Below are 19,060 nucleotides of genomic sequence, written 5' to 3'. Positions count from 1 at the left end.
CACGTCCCGTCCCTCGCGCCTCAGTGCAGGTTGTGCTGGCTGCCGGTGGCTTCCTCGTCCATCAGCCCAGCACCCGTGGCGAACCGGTCGAGGCGCAGCCGCGTCGCCGCCGGGTGCGGATTGTCCGTGGCGATGAGATGGGCAAGCGCATCGCCCGATCCCGGCACCGCCTTGAACCCGCCATAGCACCAGCCACAATTGAGATAGAGCCCGTCCACCGGCGCACGGTCGATGACGGGGCTGCCATCGGGGCTCATGTCCATGATCCCGCCCCAGCTTCGCAGCACCCGCGCCTGCCCGATCATCGGCACCATCGCCATCCCAGCCTCCATCACGTGCTCGGCCATCGGCAGGTTGCCGCGCGCCGCATAGGACGGATAGAAATCGAGATCGCCACCGAAAACCAGCCCGCCCTTGTCGGACTGGCTGATATAGAAATGCCCCATGCCGAAGGTCACCACGTGATCGAGGCAGGGCTTGAGCCCCTCGGTGACGAAGGCCTGCAACACGTGGCTCTCGATCGGCAGGCGCAGCCCGGCCATCGCCGCCACCTGGGATGAGCGGCCCGCCACCACGATCGCCACCTTCTTGGCCTTGATCGCCCCGCGCGAGGTCTGCACGCCGCGCACGCGCCCCCCCTCGATGTCGATCCCCGTCACCGCGCAGTTCTGGATCAGGTCCACACCCCGGTCGCTGGCAGAGCGGGCAAAGCCCCAGGCCACCGCGTCGTGGCGCGCGGTGCCGCCGCGCGCGTGATAGAGCCCGCCATAAACCGGGAACCGCGCGTTGTCGAAATCGAGGAACGGCACCAGCTTGCGCACGCCCTCGCGGTCGAGCAGTTCGGCGTCGTCGCCCTGGTTGCGCATGGCGTTGCCGCGCCGGGCGAACGCGTCGCGCTGGCCGTCGGAATGGCACAGGTTGAGCACACCGCGCTGGCTCATCATCACGTTGTAGTTGAGGTCCTGTTCCAGCCCCTCCCACAGCTTCAGCGAATGGCTGTAGAATTCCGAATTGCCCGGCAGGCCGTAATTGGCGCGCACGATGGTGGTGTTGCGCCCGATATTGCCGCCACCGAGGTATCCCTTCTCCAGCACCGCGACATTGGTGATGCCGTGCCGCTTGGCCAGGTAATGGGCGGTCGCGAGCCCGTGCCCGCCGCCACCGATGATGATCACGTCATAGGCCGGTTTGGGCTCGGCGTCGCGCCAGTGGGCCTGCCAGCCCTTGTTGCCGGTGAGCCCTTCTTTCAGTATCCGCAGCGCCGAAAATCGCATGTCGCCTCTCCGATGGACCGCCAGGCACGGCCCCATGCCAACAGGGCTAGCAGGACGGGCGCGAACCGGCCACCCCGCTTCGCGCCATTTTCTGGTCCATGCGCGACGCGCGCCTCACAGCCCCATCGCGCGATAGCTCTCGGCCACCCGGGCGATCGACACGAGATAGGCGGCGGTGCGCAGGTCGGTCACGTCCTCGCGGCCCCGCCAGACCTCGCGCATCGACTGGTAGGCGGCGCGCATCGTGTCGTCGAGGCCCGAGCGCACCAGCTCCAGTTCGCCCGCGCCGCGCAGGTATTTCTGCTTGAAATCGGGCGACATTTCCCACGCGTCGCCGATCCCGCGGTTGAGCCGTTCCAGCTCCTTGACGATCAGTTCGTGGCGCGCCTCCTCCTGCCGCCGCCCGATCCGGCCGAAACGGATATGGCTGAGATTCTTGACCCATTCGAAATAGGACACCGTCACACCACCCGCGTTGGCATACATGTCGGGAATGATGACCGTCCCCTTATGGCGCAGGATGTCGTCGGCCCCGGCGGTCACCGGGCCGTTCGCGGCCTCGATGACGAGCGGGGCCTTGATCCGCTCGGCATTCACGAGGTTGATGACCCCTTCCATCGCCGCCGGCACGAGGATGTCGCATTCGTGTTCGAGCACCTTCGAGCCGTCGCGGACATACTTGCCCTCGGGGTAGCCGTCGACGCCGCCGTGCCGCGCGATCCAGGCATGCACCGCCTCGACGTCGAGCCCCTCCTCGGAAATCAGCGCGCCGTCGCGCTCGATGATCGCGGTGACCTTGCAGCCGTCCTCCTCGCTGAGGAACTTGGCCGCGTGATAGCCCACGTTGCCGAGGCCCTGCACCACCACGCGCTTGCCGTCGAGCGTGCCCGACAGCCCCGTCACGGCCACGTCCTCGGGGTGGCGGAAGAACTCGCGCAGCGCGTATTGCACGCCGCGCCCCGTCGCCTCGGTCCGGCCCTGGATGCCGCCGCCATTGACCGGCTTGCCGGTGACGCAGGCGCGGTAGTTGATATCGGTGGTGGCCATGCGCTTGTACTGGTCGGCGATCCACGCCATCTCGCGTTCGCCGGTGCCCATGTCGGGGGCGGGCACGTTCTGCGCCGGGTGGATCAGGTCGCGCTTGATCAGCTCATAGGCGAAGCGGCGGGTGATCATCTCCAGCTCGTGCTCTTCCCACTCGCGCGGGTCGATGCGCAGCCCGCCCTTGGAGCCCCCGAACGGCACCTCGACAAGCGCACATTTGTAGGTCATCAGCGCCGCGAGCGCCTCGACCTCGTCCTGGTTGACCCCCATGGCGAAACGGATACCGCCCTTGACCGGCTCCATATGCTCGGAATGCACGCTGCGATAGCCAGTAAAGGTGTGGATCTGCCCGCGCAAGCGAACCCCGAAGCGCACCGTGTAGGTGGCATTGCAAACCCGGATCTTTTCCTCGAGCCCGGGCGCAAGATCGGTGAGCGCCACCGCCCGGTTGAACATCAGGTCCACGCTTTCGCGGAATGTCGGTTCCCTCTTGGCTGTCATCGTTACACTCTCCCTGTTGGCCTACGGTCAGCCGCCGCATGTGGGGCGATGGTTACGGGATGCGATTGCGATGTCCAGCACGAATCAAGGCGCGGCGGGCGGCCCGGGTGCGCGGCGGAATGGGCGGGTCACACACCATTGTCACCTGTCGACAAACAATCCGACGCATTCTTTTCCATTGTCATTCCATATGGTTAACGCCACCTCCCCGTCGCGCTTGTGCCTTATTTCAACCATATTCCGGCGCGATGAACCCTTGTTGATGCTCCGCCTGCCTGCGGAGGATCATCGTAGGATACCGAAAGGTGATCGACATGGGTGAGTATATCGCACGACCCCCACGAGCGGGGGCGGCGGGCCGTTTTCTCCGCGATGAGGGTGGCTCGGTGACGGCCTTCGCCTTCTTCGTCTTTCTGATGATGCTCTTGGTGGGAGGGCTCGCGCTCGACACCATGCGCCACGAGATGGTCCGCGCCCGGATGCAGGTCACGCTCGACCGCGCGGTGCTCGCCGGGGCGAAATCCTCCGATGCAGCGGAGGCCCGCGCCACTGTCGAGGATTACTTCGACAAGGCCGAGCTCGCGCAGTACCTTGAGGCGGAGCGGGACGCCGATATCCAGATTTACCTCAACTCCGCCCGCGTCGCGGCGCGTGCCTCGGGCACGCTCGATACCTACCTGATGAAGCTCGCGGGGGTCGAGACGCTGGGGGTCGGCGGTGTGTCGGCCGCCGAGGTGCGCGTCCCCAAGCTGGAAATCTCGCTTGTGCTCGACGTCTCCGGCTCGATGGGCGGGACCAAGATTACGCGTCTGAGGGACGCCGCCAAGCAATTCGTTTCGACCATCCTCGAAAAATCCACACCGGGCAACGCGGTCATTTCTGTCATCCCGTTCAGCTGGTCGGTGACACCGCCGAAGACCGTCTTCGACACGCTGGCGGTGGACATCACGCACAATTACTCCACCTGCCTGAACTTCCGCGAGGCCGATTACGGGCACGCAACGCTGACCTCGGGCAAGTCGGCGCTGAGCAACGGCATACCGGTGGACCAGATGATTTATACCTCGCTCTATGGCGGGTTCGACAATCTCAATGAAAGCTGGCGATCCTGTTTTACCGATGAATACATGCAGTTCCTGCCCTATTCGATGGACGAGGCTACCCTGCACGCCAAGATCGACTCGCTACAGGCGGACGGCAACACCAGCGGCCATGACGGCATGAACTGGGGTGCTGCGCTCTTGGACCCAAGTTTCCGGCAGGTCTCGGCGCAACTGATCAACACTGGCGAAGTGGATGCGTCGCTGTCGCATGTGCCCTCGGATTACAACGAACCGGAAACGCTCAAGGTCGTGGTGATGATGGGCGACGGGGCCAACACCACCTCCTATTTCTTTGACAAGAGCGCACCGAAATACCGCGGTAAATTCTCCGACCTGTTCGAAGTGAAGTACCGGGACCGCGAGTTCAAATACGCCTATCACATCTACAAGCACTGGAAGAGCAACGACGAGAGCAAGTGCGGCAGGAACAGGTGGGAATGCGTCTACGAGGGCGACGGATCCGAGGAATCGGTCTATTACCTGCGCTACCCTTATGGCGGCTGGTATTACAGCATCGACGACAACGACTGGATGACCGATCAGGAATTCGATGATCTCGAACACACGCTCAACGGCTATATCTCGACCGAGCAACTGAGCTGGGAAATGGCCTGGGGCCGGATGTCGCCGAGCTGGTACGAAGACATTACCGGCGACTGGCGCCCCTGGAACGACTATGTCGGCTCTGAGGAGGTGGACGGCTATGCCAAGGACAGCCGGATGCGCGATGTCTGCGGGGCCACAAAGACGCATGGCGTGGTGGTCTATTCCATCGGCTTCGAGGTGCCTGTGGGCGAGCGCGCCGAACAGGTGCTGTCGGATTGCGCCTCTTCCAGCAGCCACTACTACCGCGCCAGCACCACCGATATCAGCGCGGTGTTCAACTCCATCGCCGCCAACGTGCAGAACCTGAGGCTGACCCAATGATCGCACGCCTTGCCAGCCGCCTGCGTCGTTTCGGCCGTGACCGGCGGGGCTCGGCGTCGGTGGAATTCGTGATCCTCGCGCCGTTCCTGATCGGCTTCATCGTGTTCGCGATAGAGCTGGGGATGCTGTCGCTGCGCGCGGCGATGCTGGAGCGCGGGCTCGATATCGCGGTGCGCGACGTGCGCCTCGGCACCGGCACCGCGCCGGGACACGACGAGATCAAGCAGATCGTCTGTGACAACGCCTCGGTGATCGCCGATTGCGACGCCAACCTGCGGCTGGAAATGATCCCGACGAACCTGCGCAATTTCTCGACGCTCAACGGCGCGCCCGACTGTACCGATGCCTCGGAGCCGTCCAAGCCGGTGCGCAACTTCATCCCCGGCGGCCAGAACCAGCTCATGCTGCTGCGTGTCTGCCTGAAATACAGCCCGCTCTTCCCCGAGGCGATGCTGGGCGATGCGCTGATCAAGGATTCCAGCGGCGACGTGGCGCTCACGACCGTCTCGGCCTTCGTTCAGGAGCCGATCTGATGCGCTGGCTCGCCCGTCTCGCACGCCGCCTGCGCCGCGACGAGCACGGAACGGTCGCCGTGGAAACGGTGCTGATCGCGCCGCTGCTGATCCTCGGGCTGTTCTTTTCCTACGAGGCCTACGGCCTGTTCCGCCAGCAAAGCCTGCGCGAGAAGGCCACCTATACCGTCGCCGACATCCTGTCGCGCGAAACCGCGATCATCAACGACACCTATATCGACAACGTCAAGCGCGTGTTCGACATGATGAGCGGCACCGCGGATTCGCAGTTGCGCATCTCGGTGGTGCGCTATCGCAACGACCCGAGCCAGGGGATCGACGAGTTCGACCTGCGCTGGTCGGAGGTGCGCGGCACGGGGACGATGACCGCCCTCACCGACAGCGTTGTGCGCAATGCGCATGACACCTTTCCGATCATGGATGACGGCGAGGAGATCATCTATGTCGAGAGCCGCGGCACGTTCACCTCGCCGGTGGCCACCGGGTATTTCAACGAGAACCTGCTCGCGACGCGGATGTTCGTGATCCCGCGTTTCGCACCGCAAATCTGTTTTACCGGGACTTGCGTGCCGGGCACGAGCTGACGCTCAGCCGTCCTCGCGCCGCGCGATCCGTTCCTGCATCAGTTCGGCAATGAGCCGCGCCGGCGTGCCGGGGGTGACGCCCCCCACGCCCACGCGCCGCCCGATGCGCCACCACAGGCCCGGCTCCCAGACAAAGGATCCGCCTTTGCGCAGCGTCAGGGTAAAGCCGTTGGAGGGCTTGAAGGCGAACGCCCCGCGTGCCACCGCCACCACGTCGTCCATCCGCGCAAGCACGCGGCCGTCGCTGCTCGTGAGCGCATCGCGTTCAAGCACCAGCCACGCCGCCGTCGCGCGCCACATCCGCCGCGCGAGCCACAGCGCGCCCAACCCCATCGCCACCAACGCCACCTGCCATTGCGGCGTGAGGGTCTGGCTCAGCGCGACCCACAGCAGCATCAGCCCCAGCGCGCCCACCGAGCCCACGCCAATCGCGCGCCGCCCCGGCGAGGCTGCGAGAACCAGGCTGCGCTCAGCGTCATCTTGATCGGTCATGCGTTGGCCCCTGCCCTCATTGTCCTGCCGCGTCCCTTACCGCATGTTGCGCGAAAGGGCACCCGCTTTCGCATGGGCTTTCCGAAGGCGTCACAGGCCGATGGCGGACCACAATGACCGGAAACTTTATCGGCGTTGGAACAAGATCACCAAAAGCGCCAATAATGACGATCCCAACATCAATAGAAGGGAAACCGCGTTGAGGAGTGGCGTGGAGCCTTCTTTCAGGCGGTCGAACATGGCGATGGTAAGCGGCGCATCCGATCCGACCAGCATGAGCGTGGTGTTGAAGTTCTCGAAGCTCATCAGGAAGGCCACCACCGCCGCACCGACCACGGCTGGCATCAGGAAGGGAATGGTGATCGTGCGCACCGCTGTCAGGCGCGTGGCGCCGAGATTCAGGGCGGCGTCTTCTAGCGTGCGGTCGAATTTCTGCAAGCGGGCGGTGATGACCAGCGTCGCGATCGTGGTGATGAATGAAAACTGTCCAAGAATGACCAAGAGCAAGCCGGGCCGCAGGGCCTGAATGTCCATCTGCGCGACGTTCCATATCCCGTTCGCAAGCGTCGAGGAAAACACGAGGATCGAAATACCCAGAACGATACCGGGGATGACCAGGGGCAGCAGCATGAGCACATAGAGCGCGCTCTTGCCGCGGAAATCATAGCGATTGAACAGAAACGCGTTCGAGGTTCCGACACTTACCGACAGGATCGCGACGCAGATCGCGACGAAGGCTGACGTGCCCACCGCGCGCAGGATGCCGCGTTCGTGGAAGACACCGATCTGGGGAAGCTCGTCACCGAAGAACCAGTTCCAGGTGAAGCCTTCCCACGGGAGCGACGGGAATTGGCTGTCGTTGAACGCAAAGACCGCGACGACGGTCAGGGGCAGCGCAAGGTAAAGGAAGAACAGCAGCACGTAGCCGCCGTAGATCACGCGAAAACTTCGGGATCGGGGAATGGTCGGGATCATGGGTTATCCCATCGTTTCTTGCAGGGTGCGACCAGTCAGGCGCAACACGCCCCAGACAATTACCGAAGACAGCACCAGCAACATGAAGCCGAACGCCGCGCCAAGCTCCCAGTTCGAGCGGACGATGAACTGGTTGTAGATCATCTCGGTGAACCAGAGGCTGTCCTTGCCGCCCAGCATGGTCGGCGTAAGGTAATTTCCCAATGACAGCATGAATACGACGATGCAGCCAGAGACGATCCCCGGCATGGCATGGGGGATGATGATCTCGCGCAGGACCGACAACCCGTTGCCTCCGAGATCGTAGCCTGCCTCGACCACGCTGTCGTCGAGGCTTTCGAGCGTCGTGACCAACGGCACCACCATGAACAGCATGGACGTATAGACGAGGCCCACCATCATCGCCGCATCGTTATACAACATCTCTACCGGTTGATCGGCCAGACCGACCCATTGCAGCAGGCTGGAGATCAGGCCGGTTTCCCGCAGAAGGATCATCCACCCGAAGGTGCGCACCAGTTCCGAGACGTAGAAGGGAATCAGGCACAGCATGAACAGCACCTGCTGCAACCGGCCCCGGGCCATCTTGGCGATGTAATAGGCCACCGGAAAGGCGATCAGCAGGGTAATGGCCGTGGCGAGGACAGACATCACCGCCGTCCGCCAGAAGGTTCTCAGGTAGAGTGGCTCCGTCAGTGCCTTGTCATATTGCGTCAGGCTGGTTTCGTAGACGCCAAAGCTGATGCGTTCGCGCAGCGAAATCAGCAGCATGTCGATATGTGGAATGACGATCAACAGCCCGAGCCACAGGACAAGCGGCGTCAGCAACAGGACGAATCCGATCCGGGCGTGAGAGCGCATCACACCGCCCCGGCAAAGCACGTCGCCTGTGCCGCGCCCCAGCCGACATGCACCGTGTCGCCGCGTTCCAGATTGGCGAATTCGCCGGTCTGGGGCAGCGTGACCTCGAGCGTTTCGCCGACGTCATTGTCGACCAGAACGCGGGACGCCGCGCCATTGAATAGGGTGCTTGTCACGGTGCCCTTCATGCGGTTGTCGAAATGGGCCAACGCCTCGGCGCTGGCCGCCAGGTGGATCGCCTCCGGCCGGACAAAGATTTCCGCGGTGTCGCCCCTAGACAGGGTCCCCGACCCGGTTGCGCGCACGGCAAGGCCGGTATCGGTCCGTATCTCCAGCACCTGACCCTCAACTCGATCTATGCGACCCTTCCAGCGGTTCGCTTCTCCGATGAAGCCGGCGACGAAAGGCGTGTCGGGACGGTAATAGAGATCCTGGCCCGTGCCGATCTGCTCGAACCGACCGGCATTCATCACGGCAATCTGGTCGGACATCACCAGCGCTTCGGACTGGTCGTGTGTGATGTAAACGAAGGTTGTGTCGAAGGTAGCCTGAAGCGCCTTCAATTCGATCTTCATATGTTCGCGCAGCTTCAGGTCCAGTGCGCCCAAAGGTTCGTCAAGCAGCAGCACATCAGGTTCCAGCACCATGCAGCGGGCGATGGCGACACGCTGTTTTTGTCCGCCGGACAATTCGTCCACCTTGCGCGCGCCGATGCCCGGCAGGCCGATGCGGTCCAGTGCTTCGTCAACCTTGCGGGCGATCCGGTCCCTGGCCATCCCCTGTCGCCGCAGCCCGTAGCCAATGTTTTCCGCGATGGTCATCATGGGAAAGAGTGCGAGGTGCTGGAACACCATGTTCACCGGCCGCTTGTTCGGTGGCGTGTCCAGAACCGTCTCGCCCTTGATCCGGATATCCCCCGAGGTGGGGTCGAGGAAGCCCGCGATCATTCGCATGATCGTCGTCTTGCCACAGCCGGATGGTCCGAGAATCGAGAAGAAACTGCCCGGTGGCACGGAAAAGGATACGTTGTCGACGGCGGTCGTCTCGCCAAAGCGTCTCACCAGGTCGACGCATTCAAGATCGGGGGTCATGCAGGAGCCCGTAGATATGGCGGCACCCTGTAACAGGGTGCCGCGTTTTGATGGGCGATCAGTTCGCGGCCTGAACGCGGTCCAGAACTCCACCTTCGATGGTTTCCAGACCTGCCGGAACCGGCGGATACCATTTGATGTTATCGACCGCTTCCTGTGGGAAGCTGGCCTGGTACTTGGCCTTCAGCGCATCCTCGGCGAATTCGTCGGCCCCTGCGGATGCGGTGAAGTTGCCCGCTACCGAAGTGATTTTCGCCGCGATTTCCGGCTGCATCACGAAGTTGATCCACGCATAGGCCGCCTCGTCGGACTGGCCCTTGGACGGCAGAACGAAGGTGTCGATCCAGCCCAGCGCCCCCGAGGCCGGTGCAACGAAGGTGATGTCGGCGTTGTCCTCGTTCAGCTTCCAGCCGCCCGTGTCCCACGCCATCGACGCCGTGACTTCGCCGGAACGCACGAGGTTCATGAGTTCGTCGCCACCACTCCAGTAGGTCTTCACGTTGGCCTTGCACTCGGTCAGCTTGGCTTCGACCTTTTCCATGATTTCCTTGTACCTGGCCTCGTCCCCATACGCGGCAAAGGGGTCTTCGCCCATTGCGAATGCAAAGCCGATCAGCGTCGGACGCTTCAGCCGGTAGGAGACCTTTCCCGCCAGTGCCGGATCGCACAGATCGGTGTAGTCCTTGACCACGCCACCCGCCTCGGCCGTGTTGATCACCAGACCGGAGGTGCCCCAGACATGCGGCACGCCGTAAACATCGCCGTTCACCGTGGTGTTCGCCATCGTGGCTTTCAGCATCGAGGGAATGAAAAGCGACTCGTCAATCTTCGACATGTCGATGGGCTTGTAGATACCGAATTCCATCTGCGGCCCCATGACACGGTCCTGCGAGGGCTGAGCCAGGTCAAAGCCGCCACCGCCGGTCGCGCGCAGCTTGGCGATCATCTCTTCGTTGTTGGACTTGGTCACCTCGACCGTGTGGCCGGTCTGTTCTTCAAACATCTCAACGACTTCGTCGGGTGCGTAGCCGCCCCAGGTCAGGAGTCGAAGCGTATCTGCCGAGGCCGCCTGCGTCAGGCCCAGAACGGCCAGGCAGGTTGTCGTGAGCAATGTCTTGTTCATGGTCTTCCTCTCTGATGGATGGATCGTTTTCGTGCAGGATGGTCAGCATTTACCGAATGGTCAAACTCTTTCGGGAGCTGGCGTGTTATCTCCGAGTTTCTTAACGTATTCTTGAACAACCTTTGCCTGTCCGCCGGTTTTCACGGCCAGCGGCACGCGGCAAGGTCATCAGGGTCGGAAGTTCGGTAACGGAAGGAACCGCACCGGGCTCGCCGGAGCAGGCCGTTGGATTGCGGGCTGGCCACTGGCGTCAGGTGCGGTTCGAGGCCGAGCCGACGGGGAAAGATGCGGGTTTGCGTCGCGGTGTAGGCGCTGCCATTGTCCGACATGACCTCGATGACCTATGGCGCGCGGTAGGTGTCAAAGCGCTTCTCGACGGTCTCCAGCTGCATGTCGCGCACGTCTGATCCGCTCATCCCGGCATTGGCGACAGCGCGCCAGGCGATGATCTCGCGGTCATGGGCATCGATCAGGAACGCGGGCCGAATGACATCCCCATTCCAGCAGGTGAATTCCAGCCCAACCAAGCTCGCAGTTGAAACGAGGCCGTCATTCGCCCCGAGAACAGCAGCGCGCAACCAGCCGATGCGTTGCACCATGTGGGTTTCGGAATGGGAGAGCCTGCTCATCCGAAGGAGCCTTTTGAACTATGCGGCGGTAGATTTGGGCCGCGGCGGGCGGCTCGCTGTTGCATCGGACGGGCTGCCCGCGGCCTGGCTTGTCTGTCCCGGCACGATCCTGAGCGCCCGCAGTGCATTCAGGATGACGGCAACGTCGATCACCTCCTGCAAGAGCGCGCCCTGCACGGGCGTCAGATATCCGAAGGCGGCAGCGATCATGCCAAGGACCGAGAGACCGATCCCGGCCGCGACGCTCTCAAGCGCGATGCGTCTCGAACGCTGAGCGACCTCGATCCCCGGCAACAGGCGATCGAGGTGATCCACCAGCAGCACGACATCCGCCGCCTCCGCCGAAGCCGCCGCTCCGCGCGCGCCCATGGCGACGCCGATGTCAGCGGCGGCCAGCGCGGGCGCATCGTTGACACCATCGCCGACCATCATCACCGGGCCGTTCTTGTGCTCCGTGAGAACCAGAAGCACTTTCTGATCGGGCGTCAGATCGGCCCGCACCGCGTCAAGCGCCAGCCCCTCCGTCACGGCCTCGGCGACGGCGCGGCGGTCGCCGGTCGCCAGCAGGATGCGAGCGATCCCCAGCCTGCGCAGTCCTGCAAGCAGCTCGGCCGTGCCAGCACGCAGCGCGTCGGCCATGACGAGATGACCCATCAGCTTGCCGTCCACGGCAAGTGACACGACCACCGATCCCGCCTCGATGACCGCGCCTTCAGGGTCGGCAACATCGGCCTGCGCAGCAACGAAGCCAGCGCCCCCCACGACAACGCTTCGTCCATCGACGGTTCCCGCGACGCCTTCGCCGGGCGCCTCGACGACGTTCCGGGGAACCGGCAACGCGGTGCCGCGCGCTTGCGCCGCCGCGACGATGGCCTGGGCGATCGGATGTTTCGACGCCTGGTCGAGAGCTGCCGCGAAATACAGCATCTCGTCGTCGGACATGTCGCCATACCGGTTGATCGACACGATCTGTGGTCGCCCGCCCGTCAGCGTGCCGGTCTTGTCCAGGATCAGCGTCTTGATCCGGGCCAGCGCCTCGAGCGGCTTCGCCCCCTTGATCAGCACCCCGAAATGCGCCGCCCGCGACAGCCCGGCCACCAGCGCTACCGGCACGGCGAGGATCAGCGGACAGGGTGTCGCGACCACGAGGACCGCAACTGCGCGGATCGGATCTCCGGTGAACCACCATGCCGCTGTCGCCAGCGCGAGCGTGACGGCCAGGAACAGCAGCGACCAGCGATCGGCCAGCCGTGCCATCGGCGCCTTGGACTTCTGCGCCGCCTCGACCAGCCTGACGATCCCGGCATAGGTGCTGTCGGTGGCCCGCAGGGTGACGCGAAGATCGAAAGCCTCGCCCGCATTGGTAGAGCCGCTCATCACGTCCTGCCCGTGCTCCAGCCGGACGGGCATCGACTCGCCCGTCAGCGCGGACTGGTCCAGCATCGCGCGCGCGCTCTCGACCGTTCCGTCCACGGGCGCCACGTCGCCGTGCCGGACCAAGAGCAGGTCGCCCGGCGCGATGTCATCCAGGGGCACTTCATCCAGTGCGCCGTTCCGGTGGCGGGTGGCGGTGCGGGGCACACGGGACAAGAGATCGCTCATCTCGCGCCGGGCGCGACCCTGCGCGAAGCTTTCCAGGAAGGTACCGCCCGAGTACATCAACGCGACCACCGCGGCCGCAAGCGTCTCGCCGAATAGAAGTGCTGCCGACATCGACAGCGCCGCCACGATGTCGAGCCCGACCTCGCCCTTCGAGAGGCTGCGCACGATCTCGACGCTGAGGGCCGCAAGGACTGGGACGACACCTGCCGTCCACGCGATCATGGCAAAGTCCGGCTGCGCCACCAGCCAAAATGCAAGGCCGGACACCAGACCGAGCAAGGCCAAACCCAACAGGGCGACGTTCAGGCGGTCATGAAACGAGGATGTCATCTGGTGCAATTCCCGGCGTCAGCCTCGCGCCCGGGGTCTGGACGGGTCTCGAACAGCCGCCCCACTCGAGTTTCGCGAAGCTGAGTGCCCTCACGCTCAATGAAGAGGGCACTCAAATTACTTCTACGCGCCAATTGCCCGCCCTCCAAGCTTCCTTTCACCATGAACGCCGTCGCCCAGGCGTCAGCCTCGGCACATGTCTTTGCCACCACCGTGACCGAGGCGGGCGACGCGAGCACGGGCGCGCCGCGGTTCGGGTCCATGGTGTGTGACAGGCGGCGGCCCTGAACCTCGATCCAGTGGCGATAGTCTCCCGAGGTCGCCACGGAGGCGTCCTGAAGTGCCAGGATGGAATGGGGCGCGCGACGGCCCTCGTCCGGGGCCTCGAGCGCGATGGTCCAGGCCGCGCCGTCTGGCCGAAGCCCGAGCGCGCGCATTTCGCCGTCGATGCCGACGAGGGCGTCGTCGATGCAATGCGCTGCGAGCGTCTCGGCCATTCGGTCGACGCCATACCCTTTCGCGATGCCGTTCACGTCCAGTGCAACCGGTGACGTCTTTCGGACAAGACCGTTGCCCGCGTCGATCTCCAGCGCATCATGCGTGGGCACCCGATCGGTCCTCATCGCGGCGCGGATATGGTCGGGGGTCGCCGCAAGCGGCCCAAAACCCCAGGCCGTCACGGCGTCGCCCATGCCGATATCGAACGCCCCGGCAGATGCACGCCCGATCTCGAGGCCGAGCCGCAGAACCTGCCCGAGCCGATCCGGCACCGCCACCCACGCGCCCACCGGCGCCGCGTTCAGCCGCATGAGGTCGCTGTCGGGCTTCCAGGTGGACATCTGCGCGTCCACCTCATCGACGGCGGCCTGTAGCGCTGCGCGAACCGGCTCCTGATCGAAACCCGCTTGCGCAAAGAAAAGCGCAGACCAGCGCGTGCCCATGGTCGGGCCGCTCAGGGCGTGGCGCATCGGTTCAATACACATCTTCGACATAGCGTCCCTCGGCTTTCAACACTGCGGGCGAGAGCCCGGTGGGAGCAAGGATCTCAGCCAGCGCTTCGGCGACGCCCGCAGCCATGTCGCGCCCGCCGCAAACCATCACCCGCGCGCCATCCCTGATCAGCCGGGCCACTTCGACAGCCTCGCCGCGCAGCGCGTCCTGAACGTAGTGTGGGCGCGCACCGCGCGAGACGGCGGTGACAAGCCGGGCCAGACGGCCGTCGTCTTGCCAGATGGGCATCTCTTCACCGTAGAGGAAGTCGCTGTCCGGGTGACGCATTCCGAAAAAGAGATGGATGGGCCGGTGCCGGGTGTTGCCGCGCACGAACCCGGCCAGGGGACCGATCCCGGTTCCAGCGCCGATCAGGATCAGCGGCGCACGGCCTTTTCCCGGCTGGAAGCCCGGATTGCGACGCAGGAAGGCGGTGACGGTCTGCCCGGGTTCCAGCGCGGTCAGTTGACCGGAACACAGTCCGCCTGGCTGTTTCTTCACCACGATCTCGACGAAGCCGTCGCGACGCGCGGAGGCGAGTGAGTAGAGGCGCGGCACGGGCGATCCCTCGGGCAGAATGCCGATCAGGTCGCCCGCGGTGAAGCGCGCGAAGCCCGCCCCTCGCAGCCGCTGCCAGAGGGTCGCGTTCGGGAGCGCAAAGCGCAGGATTGCGGTCGGGGCCTGCACTTCGGCGCCGTAGTCGCGGCGCGAGATCAACGTGAGCGTCTCGGTCGTGGGCAGACCCGGCTGATGGGCCAGCTCGAGGTCGATGCCCAGCGCCTGTCCGAGGGTGCGACCCCAGCGCGCGAAGTCCTGCGATGACTGGCGGTCGATGGTGTCCAGAGGCAGAAGCTCGGACCAGCCCTTTGCACGGGCAGCCTCGGACATGGCCTTGGCGAAGGCGCAATAGGTCGGAAAGCTGCGATCGCCGAAGCCGAGAACGGCAAGGGCGGCCTCGGGGGCGCGGTCGAGGTTCGCAAGGCGATCCAGGAAACCCTTGGCCGAAGTCGGTGCATCGCCGTTGCCATAGGTCGCGGCCAGCACAATGATCCGCCTGGCGCGGGTGTAGCGGTCCGGCGTGAGGGTCGACATCGGGGCTGCGTGCACGCTCTGCCCGGCGCGGCTCAGCGCGGCGTGAAGTGCCGCGGCGAAGCCCCAGGTGCTGCCACCCTCGCTGCCGACGAGCAGGATCGTTTCGGCCCGGCCGGCGGCCAGGTTGCCCCGAATGCGCGGACGGCCGCGCCGCCCGGCGAGCCATATGAGCACGCCCGTTCCGCCCATCACGGGCACGCCGAGCGCCATGATCCCCAGCACCAGCCCGAGAGTCGCGGCACCTTGACCCGTATGCAGCATATAGATGGTCTCAAAAACGTGCTCCCACCCTGTCAGGTCAGACCAGCCCAGGAGAGCCCCGGTGCCCTGATCAAGATAGCCGGAGCCCCGATCCGTCTTCAGCGTGAAGACGTCGGTCGCGTCACCGGGATAGGGAAAGCTGAGTTCGCGCAGGTCCGCGACGGGTGTGTCGCCGAGCGTTGGCATCATCATGAGCGCCACGCCCGTCTCGCCGCTGACCTCGACAGCAAGGGCCGGTGCGGTGCCGCCGCTGGGGAGCAGATCGAAGGTGGAGGCCGTCATCCACAATGCAGTGGTGGAGGACAGGACAAGGCCAACGACCGCGACCCGCGCGATTTCAACGTGCAACCGCCCGGCAAGCGGCCCGCGAAGTGCTGCGAACCAGTGGCGCCAACCGCCCGCGCGCCGCGCAACCAGCATCGCGCCGCTGAACGAAAGGACCAGCATCGCCACAGCGCCCACGGCCATGGCGATGCGGCCCCCGTCGCCGAGGAACAGCGACCGGTGCAGGTTGGTCAGCCAGCGTTGCGTCTGGTTCGGGTCGGCGGAGGCCACGCCCTGGCCAGTGGCAGGGTCGATCACGGCGGCACCCGGTGCACCCTGATCGAACCAGTAGGCGGTGATCCGTCCCGAGGGTGCGCGGCGGATCTGCTCGACGCCCGGATAGACGGCCTGAATGCGCGCCGCCAGCGCAGCGACAGTCAGGCCCGTCGCTGCTTGCGGCGCCGTCAGACGCTCGGCCGCCGGGAAGACCGACAGGGCCGCGCCGCTGAGCGTCAGCACCGTGATGAGAGCCAGGGCCAGAAGACCCGGCCAGCGATGAAGAGCACGAATCATGGCAAGTCACCTCACATATCGTAGGCAAAGCTGGCAACATAGCGACGCCCGGTGGTGGCCATGCCCGCGCCGGTCGTCGTCAGCGGCACCGCGACCTCGCCCGGGCTGTCGCGCATGTCCTCGACGGCGGCGTCGATGTGCAGGGTGTAGCCCGCGTCGAACAGCGCATCGGCAAGGTCGAGCGTGATCTCGAGGCTGCGACCCGCGCCCACGCTTGCGCCCGTGATGCCGTTGACCTGTGCGGTGTCGCCGCCGGTTGCGCGGTACCAGTCGGTCAGGTGCTCGTAGTATTTCGACTTGGTCCCGGCCATCCAGAGGCTGCCCATGTAGGCACCCGAGGCGTCGGTGACGTAGAGCGCGAGATAGGCGCCATCGCCACCGTAGGAGTTGAGAGTGGTGGTCAACGTCACCGGGCGCGCCATGGCGAGGCCGGGAAGTGTCAGCGCCGTGATCAGCGCAAGTGTCGCAAGAAGCGATTTCATCGGTTTGGTCCTTGTGTGCGAGATGCGTGGAAGAGGCTCAGTTCACCTTGACCTGCGGTGGGGCGCCGTTTCCGAAAAGCCCGTTCTGCGGTGGGGCAACGGTGCCGGCGGGCGCGGGATTGCGGGCGCTGCCGCGGCAGTCGTCGTCATCATCGTCGTCGCAGTCATCGTCGTCATCATCATCGTCGTCGTCGTCGTGATCACGCCGCGAGCCGCGGTATTCATCATCATCGTCATCATCGTCATCGTCACCACTGGCGAGGATGAGGGGCAATGACTGTGCCGCGTCCTGATAGAGCGCCGCGAAGGGCCGAGGGCTTTCATCGGCGACGGCGTTCATCGCACTCCAGGTGGTCGTGCCGATCACGGCGGTCAGCGCGGTGGAGGTGACAAGAAGGGTGAGGGTCTTTCGCATGGGAGGGTCTCCTTTTCGTTTGATGAGACCGATGTGCAGACCCGACCTGAGGTCTTCCTGACGGTGTGGCGATTCCCGCTTCAGCTTGCCGTCAGGAAGAAAAACGCCCCGCCGATCTGGCGGGGCGGAAAGCTGGGCACGGGGCCGCATGACGCGCGTGCCGAACCGGTGGGCTGCGCGTCAGGCGAACTCGAAATGCTCGAAGCGGACACGTCGCGGTGTCTGGCCCCGTGCCTTCAGCCCCTCCAGGATCCCGTCTTTCAGTCCCTTCGGGCCACAGAACCACAGATCGGCATCGCGGAGCGCGAACGGTGCCATCTCGGTCAGACGCTCGGCCGTCAGGCGCCCTTCGCGCGCGGTTGCGACCAGCTGATAGCTGAACCTCGGGTTGCGCGCCGCTGCCGCTTGCAAGGTTTCCACCCCGATCGCCTCTTCGGGTGTCCGGACACAATGAACAAGGTGAATGGTTCGCCGCTCTGTCTCGGTCAGGCTTTCCGCCCACGCCAGGAACGGCGTGATGCCGATGCCGCCCGCTAGCCAGATCTGGCGCGCGCCACCCTTGCGGAAGTCGAACCGGCCATAGGGGCCCTCGACCTGCACGCGCATCCCGGTCCGAAGGGCGTCAGGCAGGCGCCGGGTCCAGCCACCGAGCCCCTTGATCGACAGGGTCAGCGCGCCATCCGGGCGTGGGGCGCTGGCGATCGTGAACGGGTGCGGTTCGGAAAAACCCGCGTCCGGCGCGCGGAAGAAGGCGAACTGCCCCGGTCGCCAGCGCATGGTCCGCCCCTTGGGGCTGAGCGTCACCGCCGTGGTGTCACCGTGTCGGCTGATATCGCTGACCGTGAACTCCCTGCGCCGCAGGCGCGGTGCGACAAATTCGGTGTAGACCCAAGCGATCACTCCAGCGAGACCGAAGGTGTTCAGCATCACGGACAGCGACGGATCAACCCTGGTCGGCATGTCGACGAAGAACTGGTGAAAAACGATGATTGCGAACAGGACGCCCATGAACCGATGGCTGAACCGCCATAACTGATAGGGAATCTCCAGTGGGATGAATGGCAGTCGCCGGAACCAGCTGATCGCGATCAGCACGAGCAACGCGTTGAAGGCGACCTCGCCTGCCTCCTCGGCCAGCTCCCCCAGCCCGGTCTCGCGCACCGTCCGCTCGAAATCGGGCTCGATTTGTTGGTGCAGGATCATCAGGACCATCGCGGAGATGCCCAGCCACATGTGGACCCGGTACATGCGGTCAAGCCCGCCGAACAACGGCTCCAGCAGACGCGGGCGTGCGGCGAGGATCAGGGTCTGCGCCATCGCGACAACCGCCGCGGCCCCGACGGCAATCCCGAGGGCTGCATCTGAACCATAGGACGCATACGTGGTAAAGCCGAGTAGCCCCGCCAGAACACAGAGCGAGGCGACCAGCAAGGGGCCAGACAGATTGAGGAGGTTGCCAAGAGCTGTGGTCCAGGGAACGCCCGACCGGACTGGCCCCAGGCCGCCATTCCTGGCGGGCAGCGCCAGATCAGTCATCGTTTCGTTCCTGCCGGTCCCGGCGGGGGCGATCGTCCTTGTCCTCGTCATCCTCGTATTCGAACTCGATAACGTCCAGCGTGGCGGGATGAACCGTCACCTCGATCAGGCGCCCCTCGGCGTCGCGACCGTCGATCTCGTAACAGCCGTCGTCGATCTTGATGCGGCGCACCGTCCAGCCGTTGTCTTCGGCGAGGCGCTGAACGGCATCCCTCGGCTGCCAGTCCGCCATCGGCACGAAGCAGTCGTCATCCGCAAGCGCCACTCCAGCCGGAAAGACCGCGAGGAAGCCGAGAATTGTCAATGTCTTCTTCATGGGGCAAACTCCTGTTGGCACGCCTCTTGATGCAACACATGCGCGGCGAAGCTGACGGGAGC

17 protein-coding genes and 2 pseudogenes are annotated in these 19,060 nt (G+C 64.8%); 3 read left to right on the top strand and 16 right to left on the bottom strand.

Annotation, left to right across the window (positions count from 1 at the left end; translation table 11 throughout):
• Positions 1-20: 20 nt before the first annotated feature.
• Both CRJ03_RS11270 and CRJ03_RS11265 read right to left on the bottom strand, forming a co-directional pair.
• On the bottom strand, positions 21-1,274 hold the full coding sequence (locus CRJ03_RS11270) for a sarcosine oxidase subunit beta family protein (protein ID WP_104018960.1): 1,254 nt from the start codon (positions 1,272-1,274) through the stop codon (positions 21-23).
• Positions 1,275-1,388: 114 nt separating this feature from the next.
• Positions 1,389-2,819 (bottom strand): Glu/Leu/Phe/Val family dehydrogenase, encoded by a 1,431-nt coding sequence (locus CRJ03_RS11265; protein ID WP_104018959.1) that lies wholly within the window; start codon positions 2,817-2,819, stop codon positions 1,389-1,391.
• Positions 2,820-3,133: 314 nt separating this feature from the next.
• Here CRJ03_RS11265 and CRJ03_RS11260 point away from each other — a divergent pair, with 314 nt between their 5' ends.
• The 3 genes from CRJ03_RS11260 to CRJ03_RS11250 are packed head-to-tail and all read left to right on the top strand — an operon-like array spanning position 3,134 to position 5,966.
• Positions 3,134-4,849: a TadE/TadG family type IV pilus assembly protein gene (locus CRJ03_RS11260; RefSeq protein ID WP_104018958.1), complete on the top strand. Its 1,716-nt coding sequence runs from the start codon at positions 3,134-3,136 to the stop codon at positions 4,847-4,849.
• The gene (locus CRJ03_RS11255; RefSeq protein WP_104018957.1) at positions 4,846-5,382 is read left to right on the top strand and encodes a TadE/TadG family type IV pilus assembly protein; all 537 of its coding nucleotides are present in this window, start codon (positions 4,846-4,848) and stop codon (positions 5,380-5,382) included. The genes CRJ03_RS11260 and CRJ03_RS11255 overlap by 4 nt, the downstream gene beginning before the upstream one ends.
• A complete protein-coding gene (locus tag CRJ03_RS11250; RefSeq protein WP_104018956.1) occupies positions 5,382-5,966 on the top strand; it encodes a TadE/TadG family type IV pilus assembly protein in 585 nt (194 codons plus the stop codon). Before CRJ03_RS11255 ends, CRJ03_RS11250 begins: the two co-directional genes overlap by 1 nt.
• A gap of 3 nt (positions 5,967-5,969) precedes the next feature.
• Here CRJ03_RS11250 and CRJ03_RS11245 read toward each other — a convergent pair whose 3' ends face one another.
• From CRJ03_RS11245 to CRJ03_RS11185, 14 genes and pseudogenes are all read right to left on the bottom strand, one after another.
• On the bottom strand, positions 5,970-6,458 hold the full coding sequence (locus CRJ03_RS11245; protein ID WP_104018955.1) for a hypothetical protein: 489 nt from the start codon (positions 6,456-6,458) through the stop codon (positions 5,970-5,972).
• Positions 6,459-6,584: 126 nt separating this feature from the next.
• Entirely contained in the window at positions 6,585-7,433 is an 849-nt protein-coding gene (locus CRJ03_RS11240; protein WP_104018954.1) for an ABC transporter permease, read from the bottom strand.
• A 3-nt stretch (positions 7,434-7,436) separates the two neighbouring features.
• The gene (locus tag CRJ03_RS11235; RefSeq protein WP_104018953.1) at positions 7,437-8,294 is read right to left on the bottom strand and encodes an ABC transporter permease; all 858 of its coding nucleotides are present in this window, start codon (positions 8,292-8,294) and stop codon (positions 7,437-7,439) included.
• Positions 8,294-9,385: an ABC transporter ATP-binding protein gene (locus CRJ03_RS11230; protein ID WP_104018952.1), complete on the bottom strand. Its 1,092-nt coding sequence runs from the start codon at positions 9,383-9,385 to the stop codon at positions 8,294-8,296. The genes CRJ03_RS11235 and CRJ03_RS11230 overlap by 1 nt, the downstream gene beginning before the upstream one ends.
• Before the next feature lie 58 nt (positions 9,386-9,443).
• Positions 9,444-10,508, bottom strand: coding sequence for an extracellular solute-binding protein (locus CRJ03_RS11225; RefSeq protein WP_104018951.1), 1,065 nt, complete (start codon positions 10,506-10,508; stop codon positions 9,444-9,446).
• A 218-nt stretch (positions 10,509-10,726) separates the two neighbouring features.
• Positions 10,727-11,029 (bottom strand): annotated as a pseudogene (locus CRJ03_RS11220) (DDE-type integrase/transposase/recombinase); the annotation flags it as partial.
• Positions 11,030-11,137 (bottom strand): annotated as a pseudogene (locus CRJ03_RS19690) (VIT1/CCC1 transporter family protein); the annotation flags it as partial.
• Between the two features lie 18 nt (positions 11,138-11,155).
• On the bottom strand, positions 11,156-13,069 hold the full coding sequence (locus CRJ03_RS11215; protein WP_104018950.1) for a heavy metal translocating P-type ATPase: 1,914 nt from the start codon (positions 13,067-13,069) through the stop codon (positions 11,156-11,158).
• Positions 13,066-14,061, bottom strand: coding sequence for an FAD:protein FMN transferase (locus CRJ03_RS11210; protein ID WP_104018949.1), 996 nt, complete (start codon positions 14,059-14,061; stop codon positions 13,066-13,068). The genes CRJ03_RS11215 and CRJ03_RS11210 overlap by 4 nt, the downstream gene beginning before the upstream one ends.
• Positions 14,042-16,249 carry a PepSY domain-containing protein gene (locus CRJ03_RS11205; protein ID WP_104018948.1) on the bottom strand — a complete coding sequence of 736 codons (2,208 nt, stop codon included), beginning with the start codon at positions 16,247-16,249 and terminating at the stop codon, positions 14,042-14,044. Before CRJ03_RS11205 ends, CRJ03_RS11210 begins: the two co-directional genes overlap by 20 nt.
• An 11-nt stretch (positions 16,250-16,260) precedes the next feature.
• Entirely contained in the window at positions 16,261-16,731 is a 471-nt protein-coding gene (locus CRJ03_RS11200) for a DUF2271 domain-containing protein (protein WP_104018947.1), read from the bottom strand.
• A gap of 37 nt (positions 16,732-16,768) precedes the next feature.
• Positions 16,769-17,146 carry a hypothetical protein gene (locus tag CRJ03_RS11195; protein WP_104018946.1) on the bottom strand — a complete coding sequence of 126 codons (378 nt, stop codon included), beginning with the start codon at positions 17,144-17,146 and terminating at the stop codon, positions 16,769-16,771.
• A gap of 180 nt (positions 17,147-17,326) precedes the next feature.
• The gene (locus CRJ03_RS11190; RefSeq protein WP_240611649.1) at positions 17,327-18,682 is read right to left on the bottom strand and encodes a ferredoxin reductase family protein; all 1,356 of its coding nucleotides are present in this window, start codon (positions 18,680-18,682) and stop codon (positions 17,327-17,329) included.
• On the bottom strand, positions 18,675-18,998 hold the full coding sequence (locus tag CRJ03_RS11185) for a PepSY domain-containing protein (RefSeq protein WP_104018944.1): 324 nt from the start codon (positions 18,996-18,998) through the stop codon (positions 18,675-18,677). The genes CRJ03_RS11190 and CRJ03_RS11185 overlap by 8 nt, the downstream gene beginning before the upstream one ends.
• Positions 18,999-19,060: the final 62 nt, after the last annotated feature.

Origin of the sequence: Roseovarius nitratireducens (genome assembly GCF_002925845.1) — a bacterium.
Taxonomy (GTDB): Bacteria; Pseudomonadota; Alphaproteobacteria; order Rhodobacterales; family Rhodobacteraceae; genus Roseovarius; species Roseovarius nitratireducens.
This window is presented reverse-complemented; position numbering and strand designations above follow the sequence as displayed.

Excerpts from the sequence above, each read along its gene's own strand:
- CRJ03_RS11270 (WP_104018960.1), bottom strand. The coding sequence starts at position 1,274 with ATGCGATTTTCGGCGCTGCGGATACTGAAAGAAGGGCTCACCGGCAAC.
- CRJ03_RS11265 (WP_104018959.1), bottom strand. The coding sequence starts at position 2,819 with ATGACAGCCAAGAGGGAACCGACATTCCGCGAAAGCGTGGACCTGATG.
- CRJ03_RS11260 (WP_104018958.1), top strand. The coding sequence starts at position 3,134 with ATGGGTGAGTATATCGCACGACCCCCACGAGCGGGGGCGGCGGGCCGT.
- CRJ03_RS11255 (WP_104018957.1), top strand. The coding sequence starts at position 4,846 with ATGATCGCACGCCTTGCCAGCCGCCTGCGTCGTTTCGGCCGTGACCGG.
- CRJ03_RS11250 (WP_104018956.1), top strand. The coding sequence starts at position 5,382 with ATGCGCTGGCTCGCCCGTCTCGCACGCCGCCTGCGCCGCGACGAGCAC.
- CRJ03_RS11245 (WP_104018955.1), bottom strand. The coding sequence starts at position 6,458 with ATGACCGATCAAGATGACGCTGAGCGCAGCCTGGTTCTCGCAGCCTCG.
- CRJ03_RS11240 (WP_104018954.1), bottom strand. The coding sequence starts at position 7,433 with ATGATCCCGACCATTCCCCGATCCCGAAGTTTTCGCGTGATCTACGGC.
- CRJ03_RS11235 (WP_104018953.1), bottom strand. The coding sequence starts at position 8,294 with ATGCGCTCTCACGCCCGGATCGGATTCGTCCTGTTGCTGACGCCGCTT.
- CRJ03_RS11230 (WP_104018952.1), bottom strand. The coding sequence starts at position 9,385 with ATGACCCCCGATCTTGAATGCGTCGACCTGGTGAGACGCTTTGGCGAG.
- CRJ03_RS11225 (WP_104018951.1), bottom strand. The coding sequence starts at position 10,508 with ATGAACAAGACATTGCTCACGACAACCTGCCTGGCCGTTCTGGGCCTG.
- CRJ03_RS11215 (WP_104018950.1), bottom strand. The coding sequence starts at position 13,069 with ATGACATCCTCGTTTCATGACCGCCTGAACGTCGCCCTGTTGGGTTTG.
- CRJ03_RS11210 (WP_104018949.1), bottom strand. The coding sequence starts at position 14,061 with ATGTCGAAGATGTGTATTGAACCGATGCGCCACGCCCTGAGCGGCCCG.
- CRJ03_RS11205 (WP_104018948.1), bottom strand. The coding sequence starts at position 16,249 with ATGATTCGTGCTCTTCATCGCTGGCCGGGTCTTCTGGCCCTGGCTCTC.
- CRJ03_RS11200 (WP_104018947.1), bottom strand. The coding sequence starts at position 16,731 with ATGAAATCGCTTCTTGCGACACTTGCGCTGATCACGGCGCTGACACTT.
- CRJ03_RS11195 (WP_104018946.1), bottom strand. The coding sequence starts at position 17,146 with ATGCGAAAGACCCTCACCCTTCTTGTCACCTCCACCGCGCTGACCGCC.
- CRJ03_RS11190 (WP_240611649.1), bottom strand. The coding sequence starts at position 18,682 with ATGACTGATCTGGCGCTGCCCGCCAGGAATGGCGGCCTGGGGCCAGTC.
- CRJ03_RS11185 (WP_104018944.1), bottom strand. The coding sequence starts at position 18,998 with ATGAAGAAGACATTGACAATTCTCGGCTTCCTCGCGGTCTTTCCGGCT.